Below are 18,799 nucleotides of genomic sequence, written 5' to 3' on the forward strand. Positions count from 1 at the left end.
ATGACGCCAAGACAACGCTGATGAAGGGCCCGGGTCCTCAGGGAGCCGGCCCGGCGGGGTTTTCAGAAGAGCGAACCCTGTCGGGGCAGCGCAGACGACGGATGCGGCGCGCGGTGGGCCGACCCGCCGTCATCCGCGTCACGCACTCCGCGGGCGGGGAACGCCGCGCGCACGCCCGTGTCCCGGTGGCCGAACGAACCGTCCTCACGCGACACCTTGCCGAACCCATGCCTGGCCTTGGCCGCAGCGACCCTCCTGCCGAGCCACGTCCTGTACTCGGCAGGCGCGTACGCGCCTTTTGCATACAGCCGACTGTAGGGGCCCACCAGCCGCGGATGGGAGCGGGCCAGCCATCCCATGAACCACTCGCGCGTCCCCGGGCGCAGGTGCAGTGCTCCGGCCGTCACCCCGGTGGCTCCAGCACGGGCGAGCGCCGCCATCAGCGCATCGAGGTGCTCCTCCGAATCCGTGAGCCACGGCAGGATCGGCATCGCCATGACGCCACATCCCAAGCCTGCGTCCCGGAGTCTCGAAATGAGCGTGAGCCGCGCGGCCGGGGAGGGTGTGCCGGGCTCGAGCGCGTGCTGGAGCCCGGGGTCGAGCACCGCGAGCGACATCGCGACGCCGATCGGCACGTGGGCGCTCGCGGCTCGGAGCAGGGGGATGTCCCGCCCGAGGAGGGTGCCCTTCGTCAGGATCGAGAACGGTGTCCCCGAATCGGCCAGCGCATTGATGATTCCCGGCATCAGCGCGTAGCGGCCCTCGGCGCGCTGGTAGGGGTCAGTGTTGGTCCCGAGGGCCACGTGTTCCCGCCCCCACGACGGTTTGGACACCTCGGCGCGCAGGACCTCGCCCACGTTGACCTTGACCACGAGCTGCCGATCGAAGTCGAGCCCTGCATCGAGGTCGAGGTAGGTGTGGGTGTTGCGGGCGAAGCAGTAGACGCATGCATGGCTGCACCCGCGATACGGGTTCACTGTCCAGCGGAAGGGCATGGAGGACGCCGGCGGGACCTTGTTGAGCGCCGATTTCGCGGCGACCTCATGAAATGTGATCCCCTGGAACTCCGGCGTCCTGACGGTCCTCAGCGCGCCCGCAAGGGACAGGAGGGGCGGCTGCGCCGGGGGGTCGGCATCCGATCCGGGGAGCGGTTCGGTGACCGTCTGCGTGTTCCATCGCATGCACCTCATTCGAATACAGCTTCGAAGACATGTCAAGGAGCCGCGCCCGCTCAGTCAACGAGGGCCCACGTGATCGTCACCGACGCCGAGATCTCCGTCTCGCCGGCCTCGAACGGCGCGCTCGCCTCGGCTGCGGCGAGCGCGATGCGCCGGGCGGGGACCGGCGGTCCCGGGCCGTCCGCTGGCTCGCCGGCGTCGATGCGCACTACAGCGCCCAGAGCCCGCCCGGCCAGGGCAGCGAGCCGTTCGGCCGCGGACCTTGCGTCGAGGAACGCCGCCTCCTGCGCCGAGGCGCGTGCGGCAGAGGCGTCCGAGACGCCGAGCGCGATTCCGTGGATCCTCACGGCATCGCCGCCGGCCGCGACGATAGCGTCCAGGAGATCGCCTGTGCGCGTGATCTCTCTCGCGCCGATAGTCAGCCCGCGGCTCGCCGCGTACCCCACAAGACGCTGCCCGCGGCCTTCCTCCCACGCCATCTCGGGGGAGACCGACAGATGCGCCGAGGCAATGTCGGACCGCGAGACGCCCGCCTGCAGCGCTGCGGCGACGATCGCCTCAGAAGCCCGTGAGGCGCCGTCGTACGCATCTCCGAGGCGCGGCGCGTGGACTTCGGAGGCGATGCGGAGGATCGCGATGTCCGGTACCGCGAGAACCGACCCGGCTCCCGTGACCGTGATGGAGTCGGGGTGAGTCATGGCCGAAGGTCCTTCCGTGGTCGGTAGCCGCCGTCCTCGAGGCCGGCGAGGCGCTCGAACGGGTTGAAGGAGGCTGCATCGCCGCGACAGACGAGGGCAACGACGGCGCCAGCCAGCTGGCCCGCGAAGTAGAGCGGGAGGAACGGAAGGCCGAGGCACACGGTGTACTGGGTCGCGTGGCGCGCCTCGTGGGCGCACAGCCCCCGTCGGCCTACGAGATCGGTGGCGCTCCCGCGCGTGAACACGACGTTCCCGACGGTGAACGCACCAGCCACAGGGAGGCCGGGCCTGTACCGCTCGGCGATGAACAGGCCGCCGGGCCCGCGGCGCAGGGGAGTCCGTGCCGCCAAGGCGAGGGCGAGGCCCAGCGGCGTCGACAGGTTGAGCGTGTTGAGCACGGCCCGTGCCCGGCTTCCGGCGCGCACAGGGGCATAGTAGCCCGTGAACTAGACTTGACGGGTGCCCGAGACAACGCCCCCATCCGCCGAGACCGAAGTCCCCGTGAGCGCCACGAGCGTGCCAGACCCCGTCGATGAGGCCGCCGTCGCCGCAGCCGTCGAGGCCGCGTTCGCAGCCATTTCCTCGGCCGGGGATCTGGATGCGCTCAAGGCCGCCCGCATCGCGCACACCGGGGAGAAGTCGCCGCTCGCCCTCGCCAACCGCGCCATCGGGTCCCTGCCCAAGGACTCCAAGGCTGCCGCCGGCAAGATCGTCGGCGGAGCCCGCGGTCAGGTCACCAAGGCGATCGCCGAGCGCCAGGCGGTCCTCGAGGCTGAGAACGACGCCCGCATCCTGCTCGAGGAGACGGTCGACGTCACGGCGGCCCCGCGTCGCCGTCGTGCGGGGGCCCGACACCCGCTCTCGACCCTCCAGGACCGAGTGAGCGAGATCTTCGTCGGCATGGGCTGGGAAATCGCTGAGGGCCCCGAGGTGGAGTCCGAGTGGTTCAACTTCGATGCCCTCAACTTCAAGCCGGACCACCCCGCACGCGAGATGCAGGACACGTTCTTCGTCGACCCGCCGGAGGCACACCTGCTCCTGCGCACGCACACGTCTCCGGTCCAGGTCCGCTCGATGCTCGAGCGCGAGGTGCCCATCTACGTGCTCTGCCCGGGCAAGGTGTTCCGCACCGACGAGCTCGATGCGACCCACACGCCCGTGTTCCACCAGTTCGAGGGCCTCGCGATCGACAGGGGGCTCAGCATGGCAGACCTGCGAGGAACGCTCGAGCATTTTGCCCGGCAGATGTTCGGCGCCGAAGCCGAGATCCGCCTGCGCCCCAACTACTTCCCCTTCACCGAGCCCAGCGCAGAGCTGGACATCTGGCACCCCGGCGCCAAGGGGGGCCCGCAGTGGATCGAATGGGGCGGATGCGGCATGGTCAACCCGAACGTGCTGCGCGCGGCGGGCATCGACCCCGACCAGTACTCGGGCTTCGCCTTCGGCATGGGCATCGAGCGCACGCTCATGTTCCGCAACGAGGTCGCCGGCATGCACGACATGATCGAGGGCGACGTCCGTTTCAGCCAGCACTTCGGGATGGAGATCTAAGTTCAATGCGAATCCCCCTTTCGTGGCTGCGCGAGTACACGCAGCTCCCGGCGGACGCGACCGCCGAGGACCTCATGGCAGATTTGGTCAAGGTCGGCCTCGAGGAGGAGGCCGTCCACCGGCCCTCTGACTCGATCAGCGGCCCCATTGTGGTGGGACAGGTGCTCAGCGCCATCAAGGAGCCCCAGAGCAACGGCAAGACCATCAACTGGTGCCAGGTGCGCCTGGTCCCCGAGGGCCAGGAGCAGACCCTCACCGGCAAGGGCATCGAACCGTCCGGGGTCCAGGGGATTGTGTGCGGCGCGCACAACTTCGCCCCCGGGGACAAGGTTGTCGTGACCCTGCCCGGAGCGACCCTGCCCGGCGACTTCCACATCGCGGCCCGCAAGACCTACGGGCACGTCTCGGCCGGCATGATCGCCTCCGTCCGCGAACTCGGCATCGGTGACGACCACGACGGCATCCTCGTGCTCTCCCGGATCGGACTCGACCCTGAGGTCGGCACGGACGCCCTCGAGCTGCTCGGCCTGAAGGACGAGGCCGCAGAGATCAACGTGACCCCGGATCGCGCCTACTGCTTCTCGATCCGGGGCATCGCCCGCGAGTACTCGCACGCGACCGGCACAGAGTTCACCGACCCAGCCACCCTTGTGAAGGCGCCCCAGGCGCTCGAGGGGGGCTACGGCGTCGTCCTCGACGACCGTGCCCCCATCTACGGCGTCCCCGGTTGCGACCGGTTCGTCGCGCGGACCGTCCGCGGGATCGACGCGACGACGCCCACCCCACAGTGGATGGTGGCGAGGCTGAGACTGGCCGGCGTGCGATCCATCTCGCTTCCCGTGGACATCTCCAACTACGTGATGTTCGAGCTGGGCCAGCCCATCCACAACTACGACCTCGACAGGCTCACCGGCCCCATCACGGTGCGCCGGGCCGCCGCGGGGGAGAAGATCACCACGCTGGATGACAAGGTCCGCACCCTCGACGCCGAGGACCTCCTCATCACCGACGAGTCGGGGCCGATCGGCATCGCGGGCGTCATGGGCGGAGCCTCGACCGAGTGCTCCGAGACCACCGTGAATGTCTTGGTCGAGGCCGCCCATTTCGACCCCGTGAGCATCGCACGGTCACGCCGGCGGCACAGGCTGCCGTCGGAGGCGTCGAAGCGCTTCGAGCGCGGCGTCGACTGGAATGTCGCGAATGTGGCGGCGCAGCGCGTCGTCGACCTCCTCGTGGAGCTCGGCGGAGGCGTCGCGGATGAGGGCGGCACGGATGTCGGGACTCCGCCCACGCCGGTGCAGATTGATCTGCCCGTCGGTTTCGCCTCAGAGCGGATTGGGATGGAATTCAGCGACGAGCTCATCACGCGCACCCTCGGCGACTTGGGGTCACAGGTGGAGCGGGCCGGCGCGGACTTCCGGGTCACCCCGCCGAGCTGGCGCAACGACCTCGAGACGAAGGAAGACCTGTCGGAGGAGATCGCCCGACTCGTCGGCTACGAGAAGATCCCCTCGACCCTGCCGGTGGCCCCTCCGGGCCGTGGCTTCACGCGCAGGCAGCAGCAGCGCCGCCGCGTCGTCCAGGCGCTCGCGGATGCAGGCCTGACGGAGATCCTCGCGTATCCGTTCGCCACTGAGGCCGAGAACGAGACATTCGGTGTGGCCGAGGAAGGTGCGCCCCGCCCGGCCATCAGGCTCGCCAACCCCCTGAGCGAGGAGCACGGCTGGCTGCGCACCTCGCTCTTGCCGGGGCTCATCGAGACGGCCAAGCGGAACCACGGGCGCGGATTCCGGGACCTCGCGCTGTACGAGGCCGGCCTCGTGTTCCTGCCCGACGGTGAGGCCCTCGGCACCGCGACGATCCCGCCGCTCGGGGCGCGGCCCTCGGACGAGGTCCTCGACTCGCTCTACGATGGCCTGCCGGACCAGCCCCTCCACATCGGTGCGGTGTTCACCGGCAAGGATTCCCCCGAATCCCCGGGCAACGATCCGCGCCTCTGGGACTGGGTCGACGCCCTCGACGCCGCGCGGCTGGTCGGCGACGTCCTCGGCGTTGAGCTCGTGGTCGCCCAGGGCTCGCACCAGGCGTTCCACCCGGGCCGCGCCGCGCAGCTGTCGCTCCGCTCCGGTGAAGTGGTCGGTTACGCTGGCGAGCTCCACCCGAAGCTCCTCGCACGCCTGGACATGCCTGCGCGTTCAGTGGCGTTCGAGCTCGACGCGGAGACCATGTTCGAGGCGGCTGCCGATGTGGTCGTGGCCAAGCCCCTCTCGACGTTCCCGGTGGCGACGCAGGACGTGGCACTCATCGTCGACGCCAAGCTGCCGGCCGATGCGGTGCTCGGCGCGCTGCGCGAGGGCGCCGGGGAGCTCCTCGAGGAGGTCCATCTTTTCGACGTCTACACAGGCAAGGGCATCGACGAGGGCAAGAAGTCCCTCGCGTTCGGGCTCCGCTTCCGGGCCGATGACCGTACGCTCACCGCCGACGAGGCCTCGGAGGCCCGTGCGGCAGCCGTGGCGCTCGCGGCCGAGCGGTTCGGCGCGGTCCAGCGGTAGCCGCGGTTCCGGCAAGCATGCTCCTGCGGGCAGTGCCACTCGGGTCTCCCGGGTCGGCGCTGCCCGCTGGCGTCAGCACCCCAGGCGAGCTCGAGCGCGGTGCCGCGATCCTCGATCCGGTCCGCCGGCACGAGTTCCTTGCGGGGCGGCTGGCCCTGCGGGGACTCGTTGCCGAGGCGACAGGCGTCGACCCGATGTCCGTGGTCTCTGCGTACACGTGCCCGGAATGCGGTTTGGGTGAGCATGGCGTTCCCGGGTTTGCGCTCGCCTCATCCGGTCCGATTGGCAAGGATTCTGCGCACGACGCCGGGCGGCGGCTCCCGCTGGACCTCGCCGCGAGCATGTCCCGGGCGCGCGGCTGGGCCCTCCTGGCGGTCCAGGCCACCGGGGCTGGCTCCCACGACGTCGGGGTCACCCCGTGGCGCGCCGGGGTCACCCCGTGGGGCGCCGAGGTCACCCCGTGGGGCGCCCAGGTCTGGTCATGCGAGCCCGCCAAGCCAGGGATCGGCGTTGACCTCGCCTGCGTGGCGGACTTCCGTCAGGTGATCCCGCAGGCTGCCTTCTCGGTGGGCGAGCGGCGTCGTCTGTCACGTTCCGGTGACCCGGCGGCGGAAGCGGCCCGTCTGTGGGCTCGCAAGGAAGCCCTGCTGAAGGCGCTCGGCACCGGGCTGCGGGGCGATCCCACCGAGGTCGAGGCCGTTCGCGACCCCCGACTCCACGATCTGAACGCCCATGAGCTCGGCCTTCCGGAGGGATTCGTCGCGGCGCTGGCATTCAGTTGACCCGTGTCGTTGGGACGTGGCCCTTCAACGTTGGGACATGACCCCTCAACACGGTGGGCGGCTGCATGAAGGCCTAGCTGGGCAGCGGCGGGAGCCTCCGCTCGAAGAGCCACGGGCGCAGGAGCTTCTCCGGCGAGAAGTCGCCGGTGCCGGCGCCGACACGGCCGAGGAGCTCGACGAAGTCTGCGGTCGACGCATTGGCATGCCGGTTCTCCTCGCAGAACGCCCGCAGGGCGCGGAAGAACCGGTCATCGCCCATGGCGCGGCGCACGGCGTGAAGGGCGAGGGCGCCGCGCTTGTACACCCGGTCGTCGAACATGAGGTCCGGCCCTGGGGCACCCACCACGATGTCCTCCTTCTGGGACGCCACGAGCCTCCACGCCACCTGGGCACGGGCGCTCGCCGAGCCCTGACCTGCATGCTCGCTCCACAGCCACTCGGCGTAGCACGCGAAGCCCTCGTGCAGCCAGATGTCCTCCCAGCGCCGCACCGTCACCGAGTTCCCGAACCACTGATGCGAGAGTTCGTGGGCGAGGAGCCGCTGGGACTCCCAGGACCTCGTGATGTGGTTGCGGCCCATGATCGAGAGGGTCTGGGCCTCGAGCGGGATCTCAAGCTCGTCCTCGGTGACCACCACGGTGTAGTCCCGGAACGGGTATGGCCCGAACAGCTCGGAGAACAACTCCAGCATGGACCGCTGGTCACGCAGCCCTGTGAGCGCGTTCTGCCGCAGGGGGGCCGGCACCGCCGCGTACACGCCGACGGCGGGGGAGGACCGGTGGGGGATGCGGCCCAGCTCGAGCATCTCGTACCGGCCCACGAGCAGCGTGGCGAGGTACGGCGCCATAGGCTCGTGGACCTCGTACACCCACGTCTCGCGGCTCGACTTGCGCCGATGCCCCACGAGCAGCCCGTTGGAGACGGCCCGGTAGCCCGCGTCCGCCGTGGCGCTGATGCGGAAGGTGGCCTTCTGACTCGGGTGGTCATTGCACGGGAACCAGGTGGGCGCGCCGATGGGCTGGCCCGCCACGAGCACCCCGTCCGCGAGCTCTTCGAAGCCTACTTCGCCCCACTGCCCATTCACGGGGCCTGGGTTTCCCTCGTACCGAACTTCGAGGGTGAAGTCGGTTCCCTTGGCGATCGGTTCCGCGGGGGAGATGCGCAGCTCGTTGCCGCGCTGGGACGTCTTGGCCGGGCGGGCGCCGTTGACCTGGAGCTTGGGAGCGCGGAGCCCTGAGAGGCTCAGCGTGACCGCCTCGAGGCGCTCTTTCGCGGTGGCCCGGATCAGCGCGCGCCCAGTGAGGCGATTGCTCGCGAGCCGGAGGTCCACCTCGAGGTCGTAGTGCCGCACCCGGTACGCGGCGCTCCCGTGGTCGGGCGTGTAGGGGTCCGGCAGGGCTGGGTTCTTGGACTTCTTGGCAGGATGGATGTGCTTGTTCGGGCTCACCGGCTCGGAGCCTCCGGCTCCTTCCACGGGACCACCGGATTGCCCCGCCAGTACGTCGCCGCGGGCACGTGCTCGCCGCGCATGACGAGCGAGGCCGGCCCCACGGTCGCGCCGTCGGCGAGCTCGGCACCCGGGAGGATGACGCCATGCGGCCCGAGGGTGGCGCCCTCGCCGAGCACGACGGCGTCGATCGCCATGATCCGGTCATGGAACAGATGGGTCTGCACCACGCAGCCTCGGTTCACAGTGGAGCTCGGACCGAGCGAGACGAGGTCCGCCTCTGGCAGCCAGTAGCTCTCGCACCACGTGCCCGAGCCGATCGTGGCTCCGAGGGACCGAAGCCACCACACGAGGGCAGGCGTGCCGGACGCCGCGCGCGCGAACCACGGCGCGGCGACCATCTCCACGAAGGTGTCCTGGACCTCGTTGCGCCACACGAACGAGCTCCAGAGCGGATGTTCGCCGGCCTTGATGCGGCCCACGAAGAGCCACTTCGCGACAGTCGCGCACGCCGCCGCAACGGCACCGGCCGCGAGCATGACGGCGCCGCAAAGGAGGGCGGCAGGAAGATAGCCCCATGCAGCGGCGATCCAATCGAGCACGCAGAGCACGACGACGGCGATCGCCACCGTGAGCACGACCGGCACCGCGCGGCACAGCTCCCAGAGGGTGCGGGCCACCTTGAGGCGGGGCGCGGGGCGGAACGTCCGCTCGGTGTCCGTCTCAATTACGGTGCGTCGAAGCCGGACTGGAGGGCTGCCGAGCCACGATGAGCCGGACTTGGCCTTCTTCGGAGTGGCCGAGAGGACGGCGACGAGGCCGTCCTTCGGCACCGAGCGGCCCGGCGCCGTCATGCCCGAGTTGCCGAGGAACGCCCGCTTGCCGATCTTGGCCGGCGCAATCTTCACCCAGCCGCCGCCGAGTTCGTAGCTGGCCACCATGGTGTCGTCGGCGAGGAACGCGCCGTCCGCTACGGTGGTCATCTTGGGCAGCAGGAGAACCGTGGACGCCTCGACGTCCCTGCCGACCTTCGCCCCTAGGATCCGCAGCCACACGGGTGTGAAGAGGCTCGCGTAGATTGGGAAGAGGACGTCGCGGGCGAGGTCGAGCACCCGTTCAGTTGCCCACACCTGCCAGCCGGTCCTCGAGCGGACGCGGTGGTATCCCTCGGTGAGCCCGAGGCCGAGCAGGCGTGTCACACCGGCGATGAGCACGAGGTTGAGGACAAACCATGTGACCGCTGCGAGCGGCGTTGCGGGGAGCAGGACACCGAACGCTCCGTGGAGGGAGCCGTGGCCGCCGGCGGCCCAGACGAGGACGATGGCCGCGACCGCGGCCGACGCGAACGGAATCAGGGCCAGGAGGGCCGAGCCAGCGGCAAACAGGGCGATCCATGCGGCCTCGCGGAGCCGGGACCGCGGTACGGTGGCCTCCGGCCAGTGCGGCTTGGCCTTGCCCAGGCGCGTGGCTGGGGAACCGGAGACGCGCAGGCCCTCCTTGACCTTCCCCGAGACGGCCGACCCCGGGTCCACGACTGCTCCCGCGCCGATGCGGGCCCCTGGCAAGATGGTGCTGCGCGCGCCGATCGTTGCGCCAGCGCCGATGCTGATGCCGCCGAGGTATATCCAGTCGCCGTCGATCCACCAGCCCGAGAGATCGACCTCGGGTTCGATTGAAGCCCCCGGGCCAATGGAGAGCATTCCGGTGACGGGCGGGACGGAGTGCAGCACCGCGTCCCGGCCGATCTTCGCCCCGAGGGCGCGCGCGTAGTAGGGGACCCAGGGTGCGCTCGCGAGGCTGACGGCTTGGGCCAGGTCGGCAATCTGCTCGGCGAGCCACAGCCTCAGGTGGACGCTGCCCGAACGCGGGTAGCGGCCCGGGGTGACGCCACGCAGCAGCGCCCGCGAGGCCGCGACCGAGATCGCCATGCGGCCCCACGGGCTGACGAAGACGAGCCACATGGCAGCGATCCACCACCACGACAGCGTCGGGGCCGCGGACCAGCCGTCGACGGCAGAGAGCACGTTGTTCCCGACGGCGAGGTAGGTGAGCCACCGCATTCCCACGAGGATGAACAGCGGGACGCCCATGAGGGTCTGGACCGCCTGGGTCCGTCGCGAGGTGGGGCGCACGGTCCGCTCCCGCCCTGCGGCAGCTGCGCCTGTGCCGAGCACCGCCTCCACGAGCGCTCCGACTCGAGGATGGGCGTACAGATCCGCGACTGTTACCGTCGGGTAGCGGCTGCGGAGAGCCGAGACCAGTTGGGCGGCGGAGAGCGAGCCGCCGCCGTGGGCGAAGAAGTCCGCATCGAGCCCAGGGGCGCCGGTGCCGAGTACCGCACCCCACTGCTCGACGATCCAGGCGGCGTCCTCGGGCAGCTCGAGGTCTGTCCCTTCCTCATCGTCGACGTCTGGGAGTGGCCAGGGCAGGGCGTTGCGGTCCACTTTGCCGCTCGTCTTGGTGGGGAGGGAGCCGACGACGGCGAGCACCGGCACGAGCGCGGCCGGCAGTTCTCGTGTGAGCTGCTTCCGGGACGCCACGAGATCTGGGCTCGCGCCGTCGGCCGGTGTGAGGTACCCGACGAGGATCTGGTTCCCGGCCGCCGTCGTGCGCACCGCTGCGGCCGCGCCGGCGACGCCGCGTAGCGCCTGGAGCGCGGCGTCCACCTCGCCGAGCTCGATGCGGCGGCCGCCGAGCTTGACCTGCTCGTCGGCGCGTCCCTGGAAGATGAGTCCCTCCGGCTGGTACTGCACCAGGTCCCCGGAACGGTAGGCACGCTCCCAGCCGAGGGTGGGCATGGACGCGTACTTCTCGGCGTCCTGGGCGGGATCGAGGTAGCGGGCCAGCCCGACGCCGCCGATGATGAGCTCCCCGACGCCGCCCTCGGGGACGGGCACCCCGGCCGCATCGACGATCGCGAGGTCCCAGCCGTCCAGTGGCAGGCCGATCCTCACCGGACCGGCACCGCCCATTTGCGCCGCGCAGGCGACCACGGTGGCCTCGGTGGGCCCGTAGGTGTTCCACACTTCGCGCCCCTCGACGGCGAGCCGGGCGGCGAGCTCGGGCGGGCACGCCTCGCCGCCGAAGATCAGCAGGCGCACGTTCTCGAGCGCCTCGGCCGGCCACAGGGCGGCGAGGGTGGGCACGGTGGAGACGACCGTAATGCCGCGTTGCACGAGCCAGGGCCCGAGGTCCATGCCCGTGCGGACGAGGGCCCGCGGCGCGGGGACGAGGCACGCGCCGTGGCGCCAAGCGAGCCACATCTCCTCGCACGAGGCGTCGAAGGCGACCGAGAGTCCGGCGAGCACCCGGTCCTCGGGCCCGATCGGCTCGCTCTGCAGAAAGAGGCGCGCCTCGGCGTCCACGAATGCCGCGGCCGAGCGGTGCGTGACGGCCACGCCCTTGGGGGTCCCGGTCGAGCCCGAGGTGAAGATGATCCAGCAGTCGTCCTCGGGAACGGGCGGCCGCGGGGCCGGGAACGGCTTGGGATGCCTCTTGTCCACGACCATGGACCCGTTCCCGCGGAGAATCCCGGCTACCTTTGCCTCGCCGAAGACGAGCTTGGCCCGCTCGTCGGGGTCATCGGCGTCGACCGGGACGTAGGCGGCACCGATGAGCATCGTGGCGAGGATCGCGATGTAGAGCTCGGCGGTGCCGGACGGGATGCGCACGCCGATGCGGTCGCCTGCGCCGAGGCCTGCAGCGTGGAGCTTCCTCCCCATCGCCCGGACCTCCTCGAGGAGCTCCGTGTAGGAGAGCGCACGGCTCCCGTCGTCCAGTGCGGGGGCTTCAGGGAAGGCTCCCGCGCTCGCGCTGAGGACGTCGATGAGGGTCCTGGGCTCCGGGGCTCGATCCGAGCCGGGCAGCTGAGGAGGGAAGGTCTGGTCTACGGGGCCGGGTTTTGTCAGGACTGTCTCGAGGTGCTTTTCGTCGGGTGGTTCGTTCACGGCCGTGCCTTCAGGCTCATTGCGCGGTGTCATGGTGCGGCCATTGTTTCAGGTCAGGGGACGAGGAGGACCTTGCCGGTCGTGGCGCGTCCCTCGAGCGCGGTGTGGGCGGCGGCGGCCTCCCACAGCGGGAACTGCGCACCGATGCGGACGTTGAGGGTGCCGTCCGCCACGGCTCCGAACACCTCGGAGGAGCGCCAGCGCCGCTCCGCGGCGTTGAGGAGGTGGTGCGCGATGGTCGGTCGCGTGAGGAAGAGCGAGCCACCGGCATTCAGCCGCTGGACGTCGACCGGCGGCACGGGGCCCGAGGCGGCACCGAAGAGCACGAGCATCCCGCGGAGGCGGAGGCACTCGAGCGAGCCGTCGAAGGTGTCCCGCCCGACGCCGTCGTACACCACATCCACGCCCGCACCGGAGGTGAGGTCGCGCACCTGAGCAGGGAAGTCGTGGTACTGGATCACGTGGTCGGCGCCTGCCGCGGCCGCGAGTTCCGCCTTGGCGTCGGTGGAGACGGTGGTGATGACCCGTGCGCCGCGCGCCTTGAGCATCTGGATGAGCAGGAGGCCGACGCCGCCGGCCCCTGCGTGCACGAGCGCCGACTGGCCCGGTTCGATGTGGAAGGTCGAGGTGACCAGGTAGTGCGCGGTCATGCCCTGGAGGGGAAGCGCCGCGGCGGTCAGGAGGTCCACGCCTTCCGGGACCGGTAGCGCCTTGTCCGCATCGATGAGCGTGTACTGGGCATAGGTGGCGCGGCCCTCGGCTGTGGCCACCCGGTCGCCCACGGCGTAGCCTGCCTCCTCCGCGCCGGGCCCGAGGGCGGTCACGACACCGGCTGCCTCGGCACCGGGGGTGAAGGGGAACTGCACCTTGTAGAGGCCTTGCCGCTGGTACGTCTCGATGAAGTTCACTCCGGTCGCGGCGACGCGCACGAGGAGTTGGCCTGGGCGCGGCTCCGGCATCTCAATCTCGGCTGGGGCAAGTACCTCGGGTCCTCCGGGGGTGGCGGCGACGATGGCGTTGATCATGGCTCTCCTCTACGTCTTGCTGCTGTCGTTGGGTGTTCCATGGGTCCGCACCCATCCTAGAGAAGGAATCTATGCATAAATATTGACCACCATGCATAAACTTGCCTAGAGTGGTGCCGTGACCATTACTGCAGCCGTGTCCGGAGCCAGCGGCTACGCCGGGGGAGAGGTCCTCCGTCTGCTGGCCAACCACCCTGACGTCGAGATCGGCGCTATCACCGCCCACTCGAGCGCTGGCAGCCGACTGGGCGAGCTCCAGCCGCACCTGCTCCCGCTCGCCGACCGTGTCATCGTCGAGACCACGGCAGAGAACCTCGCCGGGCACGACGTCGTCTTCCTCGCCCTCCCGCACGGCGCTTCGGCCGAGGTGGCGGCCGCCCTGCCCGAGGATACCCTCGTGATCGACGCCGGCGCCGACCACCGCCTCGAGGATCCTGAAGCATGGTTCCGCTTCTACCGCTCGGAGCATGCCGGCACCTGGCCCTACGGCCTGCCCGAGCTGCCTCTGGGAGGCGCCGGTTCTGGAGGCGGAGCCGGAGGCAAGCAGCGCGAGAAGCTCCGCGGCGCCCGGCGCATTGCCGTGCCCGGCTGCTATCCGACCTCCGCCCTCCTGGCCCTCACCCCTGGCTTCGCCGCCGGCCTCCTCGAGCCCGACGACGTCGTGATCGTCGCCGCCTCGGGCACCTCCGGCGCGGGCAAGTCCGTCAAGCCGCACCTGCTCGGGTCCGAGGTCATGGGCTCCATGAGCCCCTACGGCGTGGGCGGCGGCCACCGCCACACCCCCGAGATCGAGCAGGGCCTCTCCAATGCCGCGGGAGAGCCCGTCACGGTGTCCTTCACCCCGACCCTCGCACCCATGAGCCGCGGCATCCTCGCCACGGCGACCGCGCGGGTGAAGGCAGGCGTGGGCATCGCGTCGCTCCGCGCGGCCTGGGAGGCCGCGTACGCGGACGAGCAGTTCGTCCACCTCCTGCCGTCCGGCCAGTGGCCCGCCACCCAGATGGTCCTCGGCTCCAACAACGCAGTCATCCAGCTCGCGTTCGACGAGCACGCGGGCCGCGTGATCGTCAGCTCGACCATTGACAATCTGACCAAGGGCACCGCAGGCGGCGCCGTGCAGTCCATGAACATCGCGCTGGGCCTTCCCGAGGGCGCCGGCCTGAACCAGCTGGGAGTCGCTCCGTGACCGTCACCGCACCCAAGGGCTTCCGGGCCGCCGGCGTCACCGCCGGCCTCAAGACCTCCGGCAACCCGGACATGGCTCTTGTCGTCAATGACGGGCCGGACAAGCACGCCGCCGCCGTCTTCACCACCAACCGCGTCGTGGCAGCGCCCGTGCGCTGGTCCAAGCAGGTCGTCACCGACGGGCAGGTAGACGCGGTGGTGCTCAATTCCGGCGGGGCGAACGCGTGCACCGGGCCCGAGGGCTTCCAGAACGCCCACCGCACCGCGGAGAAGACCGCGGACGTCCTCGGCATCTCGGCTGGCGACGTCGTAGTGTGCTCGACCGGCCTCATCGGCGAGCAGCTGCCGATGGAGAAGCTCGTCCCGGGGGTCGACGCGCTCGCCGCGGCGCTCGCGGACGATGGCGGGCATGCGGCCGCCGTCGCCATCATGACCACGGACACGGTGCCGAAGGAGGCCGTGTTCGCGGGCACCGACGCCGCCGGGATCGAGTACACGATCGGCGGAATCGCGAAGGGCGCTGGCATGCTCGCGCCGGGCCTCGCGACAATGCTCGTGGTCCTCACGACCGATGCCGCGACGACGCCGGAGATGCTCGACGCCGCCCTCCGCGACGCGACCCGCGTCACCTTCGACAGGGCGGACTCGGACGGATGCATGTCCACGAATGATTCCGTGGTGCTGCTCGCCTCCGGCGCCTCGGGAGCCGTCCCGGACGCGGACGGGTTCACGGCAGGCCTGACCCAAGTCTGCGCAGAGCTGGCACGCGCGCTCATCGGCGACGCCGAGGGCGCCTCGCACGACATCGCGATCCGCACGTTCAACGCCGCGACCGAGCGCGACGCCGAGCTCGTCTCGCGCACTGTTGCCCGCTCCAACCTCTTCAAGACCGCGATCTTCGGCAAGGACCCCAACTGGGGCCGGGTCCTCTCCGCCGTCGGCACGACCGACGCGGTGTTCGAGCCGGACGAGATCAACGTCTCTATCAACGGCATCGAGATCTGCCAAAAGGGCGGAATCGGCAAGGACCGCTCGCTCGTGGACCTCGAGCCGCGCGAGGTGCTCGTGGAGATCGACCTAGCTGCCGGCAGCGCCGAGGCCACTATCTGGACCAACGACCTCACGCACGACTATGTGCACGAGAACTCCGCCTACTCGAGCTGAGGCTGGCATGACAGAGAGCCCAGAGAGCACCAGGGCGAACATCCGGCTCGCCATGGACAAGGCCGAGACCCTCATCGAGGCCCTGCCCTGGATCCAGAAATTCGCCGGCACCACCATGGTGGTCAAGTACGGCGGCAACGCGATGGTCAACGACGAGCTCCGCCGCGCCTTCGCCGAGGACATCGTGTTCCTCCACCACGTGGGCATCCGGCCGGTTGTCGTGCACGGCGGCGGCCCGCAGATCAGCGCCATGCTGAACCGCGTGGGCATTGAGAGCGAGTTCAAGGGCGGACTGCGCGTCACCACGCCGGAGGCCATGGACGTGGTCCGTATGGTCCTCACCGGCCAGGTGGGCCGCGAGCTCGTGGGTCTCATCAACTCGCGCGGCCCCTACGCGGTGGGCCTCTCCGGCGAGGATGCGGGCCTCCTGCGTGCCGTCCGCACCGGTGCCGTTGTGGACGGCGAGGAGGTTGACCTCGGCCTCGTCGGCGAGGTGGTCGGCGTCGAACCCGGCGCCGTCCTGGACATCCTCGAGGCCGGCCGCATCCCGGTCATCTCGGGAGTGGCCCCGGAGGTCGCCACGGGCAGCGGGACCCAGGACGGCGGCCTGCCCGCCTACCAGCCGACGGGCCAGGTGCTCAATGTCAACGCGGACACAGCTGCCGCGGCTGTCGCCGTCGCCCTCGGGGCTTCGAGGCTCGTGATCCTCACGGACGTGGAGGGCCTCTACCGCAACTGGCCCGACAAGGACTCGCTCATCTCGCAGGTCTCCGCCTCCGAGCTGCGCGGGATGCTCCCGGGCCTCGCCTCGGGCATGATCCCGAAGATGGCGGCATGCCTCAAGGCGGTGACCGAAGGCGTGGACCGGGCCGCGATCGTGGACGGCCGGAGCCCGCACACGATGCTCCTCGAGGTCTTCACGAACGCAGGCGTCGGAACCCAGGTGGTGCCCGACGGGGAAGGACAGCACGCATGACCACCGAGAACCTCCCCGAGGCCCGTCCTCTGTCCGAGCTAGCGGGCGCCTCGAGCGGATCTGAGTGGCTGGCCCGTTACCAGGACTCGCTCATGGGTGTCTTCGGCACCCCGCAGCGCGTTCTCGTGCGCGGGCAGGGCTGCTATGTGTGGGACGCCGACGGCAAGCAGTACCTCGACCTCCTCGGCGGGATTGCGGTCAACGCGCTCGGCCATGCCCACCCGTTCGTCACGAGTGTGATCTCCTCACAGCTGTCCACACTTGGCCACGTCTCGAACTTCTTCACAAGCCCCACGCAGGTGGCCCTCGCCGAGAAGCTCCTTCAGGTCACCGGCGCTCCCTCCGGCTCGAAGGTGTTCTTCGCGAACTCAGGCACCGAGGCGAACGAGGCGGCGTTCAAGCTGGCGCGCCGCAACCGGGGGACGCCAGAGAAGCCACGCACCAAGGTGGTGGCGCTTGAGGGCGCCTTCCACGGCCGCACCATGGGCGCGCTCGCGCTCACGGCCAAGAAGGCCTACCGCGAGCCGTTCGAGCCGTTGCCCGGCGGCGTCGTGCACGTGGCGTTCGGGGACCTCGACGCGCTCGCCGCAGCAGTGGACGAGACAACGCAGGCCGTGTTCCTCGAGCCCATCCAGGGCGAGGCCGGCGTCATTCCCCTCCCGGCCGGCTACCTCGCTGCCGCCCGGAAGATCACGCACGACGCCGGGGCCCTCCTCATCGTCGACGAGGTCCAGACCGGGATGGGCCGCACCGGCACCTGGCTTGCCATCGAGGGCTCGGGCATCGTGCCCGACGCCGTCTCGCTCGCCAAGGGCCTCGGCGGCGGGTTCCCGATCGGGGCCCTCGTGACCTTCGGCGCCGACAACAGCGCACGCCTCGCCGCCGGCCAGCACGGCACCACCTTCGGCGGGAACCCGGTCGCCACCGCCGCCGCGCTCGCCACCGTCCACGCGATCGAGACCCAAGGCGTCCTCGCGAACGTGCGCTCAGTGGGCGAGCGGCTTCGCTCCGCACTCGCCGCGCTGCCGGAGGTCGCCCAGGTCCGCGGCCGCGGGCTGCTGATCGGCATCGACCTCGTGGGCCCGGGCGGGGACGGCACTGCGGTGGCAGCCGGCGCGAACCTGGCGGGCGCCGTCGTCAACGCCGCGCTCGAGGCCGGCTTCATCATCAACGCGCCCGGACCGCGCACCATCCGCCTCGCCCCGCCGCTCATCCTTACGGCGGAGCAGGCCGACACCTTCATTGCGGCGCTGCCGGGCCTCGTGGCCACCGCCGCGGGGCAGCTTGCCGCTGCAGAAAAGGAGACCACGTGACCATCCGGCACTTCCTCAAGGACACCGACCTCAGCCCTGCAGAGCAGGCCGAGGTCCTCGACCTCGCGGTGCGCATGAAGGCTGCTCCGTACGAGGCGCAGCCGCTCGCGGCGGAGGGCGCGGCCCGCAAGACGGTGGCCGTGATCTTCGACAAGACCTCGACCCGCACCCGCGTGTCCTTCTCGACCGGCGTGTCTGACATGGGGGGCACCCCGCTCATCATCAACCCGGGCGAGAGCCAGATCGGGCACAAGGAGTCGGTCGAGGACACCGCGAGGGTCCTCGAGCGCATGGTCGCGGCCATCGTGTGGCGCACGGGGGCCCATCAAGGGCTCGTGGACATGGCCGCCAACTCACGGGTGCCCGTGGTCAACGCCCTGTGCGACGACTACCACCCGTGCCAGCTGCTCGCCGACTTGCTCACTGTCAAGGAACACAAGGGCAAGCTCGCCGGGCTGACCATGGCGTACTTGGGCGATGCGGCGAACAACATGGCCAACTCGTACCTCCTTGCCGGCGCCACGGCGGGCATGAACGTGCGCATCGCCGGGCCTGAAGGTTACCTGCCCGCCCCGGAGATCGTGGCCGAGGCCGAGGATGTCGCCGCGACGACGGGCGGCTCGGTGCTCATCACAGTTGATCCGGTCGCGGCGCTCGAGGGCGCCGACGTCGTCGCGACTGACACCTGGGTGTCGATGGGCCAGGAGGACGAGAAGGCCGAGCGGATGCAGCTCTTCCGTGACTACTCGGTGGGTGGCGCCGCGATGGCCAAGGCCGCGCCCGACGCCGTGTTCCTCCACTGCCTCCCGGCGTACCGCGGGTACGAGGTCGCCGCCGAGGTCATCGATGGCCCGCAGTCGATCGTGTGGGACGAGGCCGAGAACCGGCTGCATGCCCAGAAGGCCCTGCTCGCGTGGGTGCTGCACTACTCTGGCCAGGCCGTCGTCGAAGGCCTGCCGGCGGTGTGACGAGGCGATGGCC

The 18,799-nt window shown here is 70.4% G+C and carries 14 protein-coding genes; 8 read left to right on the forward strand and 6 right to left on the reverse strand.

Features of this window, described 5'->3' with window-relative positions; genetic code table 11:
* Positions 1–62: 62 nt before the first annotated feature.
* The 3 genes from LF262_RS15955 to LF262_RS15965 are packed head-to-tail and all read right to left on the reverse strand — an operon-like array spanning position 63 to position 2,301.
* Complete coding sequence (locus tag LF262_RS15955; protein WP_235781386.1) at positions 63–1,181, reverse strand: Rv2578c family radical SAM protein; 1,119 nt, start codon at positions 1,179–1,181, stop codon at positions 63–65.
* 50 nt (positions 1,182–1,231) lie between these two features.
* Positions 1,232–1,876: an SIMPL domain-containing protein gene (locus tag LF262_RS15960; RefSeq protein ID WP_235781387.1), complete on the reverse strand. Its 645-nt coding sequence runs from the start codon at positions 1,874–1,876 to the stop codon at positions 1,232–1,234.
* Complete coding sequence (locus LF262_RS15965) at positions 1,873–2,301, reverse strand: hypothetical protein (protein ID WP_235781388.1); 429 nt, start codon at positions 2,299–2,301, stop codon at positions 1,873–1,875. The genes LF262_RS15960 and LF262_RS15965 overlap by 4 nt, the downstream gene beginning before the upstream one ends.
* A gap of 34 nt (positions 2,302–2,335) precedes the next feature.
* Here LF262_RS15965 and pheS point away from each other — a divergent pair, with 34 nt between their 5' ends.
* Genes pheS through LF262_RS15980 form a run of 3 tightly spaced genes read left to right on the forward strand, consistent with a single transcriptional unit; the run spans position 2,336 to position 6,761 of the window.
* Positions 2,336–3,427 carry a phenylalanine--tRNA ligase subunit alpha gene (gene pheS, locus LF262_RS15970; RefSeq protein WP_372462793.1) on the forward strand — a complete coding sequence of 364 codons (1,092 nt, stop codon included), beginning with the start codon at positions 2,336–2,338 and terminating at the stop codon, positions 3,425–3,427.
* Between the two features lie 5 nt (positions 3,428–3,432).
* On the forward strand, positions 3,433–5,979 hold the full coding sequence (gene pheT / locus LF262_RS15975) for a phenylalanine--tRNA ligase subunit beta (RefSeq protein WP_235781389.1): 2,547 nt from the start codon (positions 3,433–3,435) through the stop codon (positions 5,977–5,979).
* Between the two features lie 17 nt (positions 5,980–5,996).
* Positions 5,997–6,761 (forward strand): 4'-phosphopantetheinyl transferase family protein, encoded by a 765-nt coding sequence (locus tag LF262_RS15980; protein WP_235781390.1) that lies wholly within the window; start codon positions 5,997–5,999, stop codon positions 6,759–6,761.
* Between the two features lie 73 nt (positions 6,762–6,834).
* Here the strand turns inward: LF262_RS15980 and LF262_RS15985 are convergent, their stop codons facing one another.
* The 3 genes from LF262_RS15985 to LF262_RS15995 are packed head-to-tail and all read right to left on the reverse strand — an operon-like array spanning position 6,835 to position 13,180.
* Positions 6,835–8,235 carry a M1 family metallopeptidase gene (locus tag LF262_RS15985; RefSeq protein WP_235781391.1) on the reverse strand — a complete coding sequence of 467 codons (1,401 nt, stop codon included), beginning with the start codon at positions 8,233–8,235 and terminating at the stop codon, positions 6,835–6,837.
* Entirely contained in the window at positions 8,205–12,155 is a 3,951-nt protein-coding gene (locus LF262_RS15990; protein ID WP_372462794.1) for a Pls/PosA family non-ribosomal peptide synthetase, read from the reverse strand. The genes LF262_RS15985 and LF262_RS15990 overlap by 31 nt, the downstream gene beginning before the upstream one ends.
* 53 nt (positions 12,156–12,208) lie before the next feature.
* A complete protein-coding gene (locus LF262_RS15995; protein ID WP_235781392.1) occupies positions 12,209–13,180 on the reverse strand; it encodes a quinone oxidoreductase family protein in 972 nt (323 codons plus the stop codon).
* Between the two features lie 118 nt (positions 13,181–13,298).
* Between LF262_RS15995 and argC the strand changes: the two genes are divergently transcribed.
* Genes argC through argF form a run of 5 tightly spaced genes read left to right on the forward strand, consistent with a single transcriptional unit; the run spans position 13,299 to position 18,786 of the window.
* Positions 13,299–14,366 carry an N-acetyl-gamma-glutamyl-phosphate reductase gene (gene argC / locus LF262_RS16000; protein WP_235781393.1) on the forward strand — a complete coding sequence of 356 codons (1,068 nt, stop codon included), beginning with the start codon at positions 13,299–13,301 and terminating at the stop codon, positions 14,364–14,366.
* Positions 14,363–15,529, forward strand: coding sequence for a bifunctional glutamate N-acetyltransferase/amino-acid acetyltransferase ArgJ (argJ, locus tag LF262_RS16005; protein WP_235781394.1), 1,167 nt, complete (start codon positions 14,363–14,365; stop codon positions 15,527–15,529). The genes argC and argJ overlap by 4 nt, the downstream gene beginning before the upstream one ends.
* Positions 15,530–15,536: 7 nt before the next feature.
* Entirely contained in the window at positions 15,537–16,505 is a 969-nt protein-coding gene (gene argB, locus LF262_RS16010; protein WP_235781395.1) for an acetylglutamate kinase, read from the forward strand.
* Positions 16,502–17,818: an acetylornithine transaminase gene (locus LF262_RS16015; protein ID WP_235781396.1), complete on the forward strand. Its 1,317-nt coding sequence runs from the start codon at positions 16,502–16,504 to the stop codon at positions 17,816–17,818. Before argB ends, LF262_RS16015 begins: the two co-directional genes overlap by 4 nt.
* Positions 17,815–18,786, forward strand: coding sequence for an ornithine carbamoyltransferase (gene argF / locus LF262_RS16020; RefSeq protein ID WP_235781397.1), 972 nt, complete (start codon positions 17,815–17,817; stop codon positions 18,784–18,786). The genes LF262_RS16015 and argF overlap by 4 nt, the downstream gene beginning before the upstream one ends.
* Positions 18,787–18,799 lie beyond the last annotated feature (13 nt).

Source organism: Sinomonas notoginsengisoli (assembly GCF_021554725.1).
Taxonomy (GTDB): domain Bacteria; phylum Actinomycetota; class Actinomycetes; order Actinomycetales; family Micrococcaceae; genus Sinomonas; species Sinomonas notoginsengisoli.